Genomic DNA, 805 nt, shown 5'->3' with positions numbered 1-805 from the left:
CGCCGACGAACGTGGTCTTGCCCACGCCGAAGCCGCCCGCCACCACGATCTTCGCGCTGGTGGTTGAGCGGGCCGCACCGCCGCTAGAGCTTGCGAAGTCCACTGAGCACCCTTTCGAGCAGTGTCACGTCTGGCTGGCCGCCGGCGGCCTCGTCGCCGCCGGGCTGGTGGATGGCGACGAGGCCGGCCTCCGCCAGGTCGGCGACGAGGATCCGGGCAACGCCGAGGGGGATGGAGAGGAGCGCCGAGATCTCGGCCACCGACTTGATCTCGAAGCACAGGTGGCAGATCCGCTGGTGCTCGGGCAACTGCCCGTGCAGCCGCGACGGATCGGTCGTGGTGGACACCAGCGCCTCGATGGCGAGCTGGTACCGGGGACGCGTCCGGCCGCCGGTCATGGCGTACGGACGGACCAGCGGGCTGTGGGCACCCCCGCCCGCGGCCGGCTCCGGGCGGCGGCGCTGCTGCTGCACCGGCTGACTGCGCGGTGCCTGCGGCTGCTGGTAGGGCTGGTAGCCCTGTCTGCCCGGCGCAGAGGGGAAGTTGTAGTGGTTCTGGGCGTTGTCACCCTGCACCTGGTGAGCACCGTCGTATGGGTGGTGTCCGCCTGGGGGTGTTGCCACGATTCCTCCTCCGACTGCCGTTCGCCGGTCCATGTCCCTGTGGAGCCGCGCCACCGCACCTTAAGGCGCGGTGGCGAGAAACGCACGGTTCGTCTGCTAGTTGAGAAGACTGCCTTGCAGTTCCGCGCGCAGGTCCGGGGTGAGGACGCTGCCCGCGCGGTCCACGAGAAGGGCCATCTCGT

1 protein-coding gene and 2 pseudogenes are annotated in these 805 nt (G+C 70.3%); all 3 read right to left on the bottom strand.

Translation table 11 applies throughout. The annotated features are described in order from the left end of the window. Positions 1–103 (bottom strand): annotated as a pseudogene (locus IE106_RS29975) (ATP-binding protein); the annotation flags it as partial. After that, positions 84–623 carry a DUF742 domain-containing protein gene (locus IE106_RS29970; protein WP_189538380.1) on the bottom strand — a complete coding sequence of 180 codons (540 nt, stop codon included), beginning with the start codon at positions 621–623 and terminating at the stop codon, positions 84–86. The pseudogene IE106_RS29975 and the gene IE106_RS29970, both read right to left, overlap by 20 nt. A 96-nt stretch (positions 624–719) precedes the next feature. After that, positions 720–805: pseudogene (locus IE106_RS29965) on the bottom strand (roadblock/LC7 domain-containing protein); the annotation flags it as partial.

The organism is Streptomyces roseolilacinus (assembly GCF_014649335.1).
In the GTDB taxonomy this organism is placed as follows: domain Bacteria; phylum Actinomycetota; class Actinomycetes; order Streptomycetales; family Streptomycetaceae; genus Streptomyces; species Streptomyces roseolilacinus.
The sequence above is the reverse complement of the archived record's forward strand: the minus strand, read 5'-3'. Positions and strand labels throughout refer to the sequence as shown.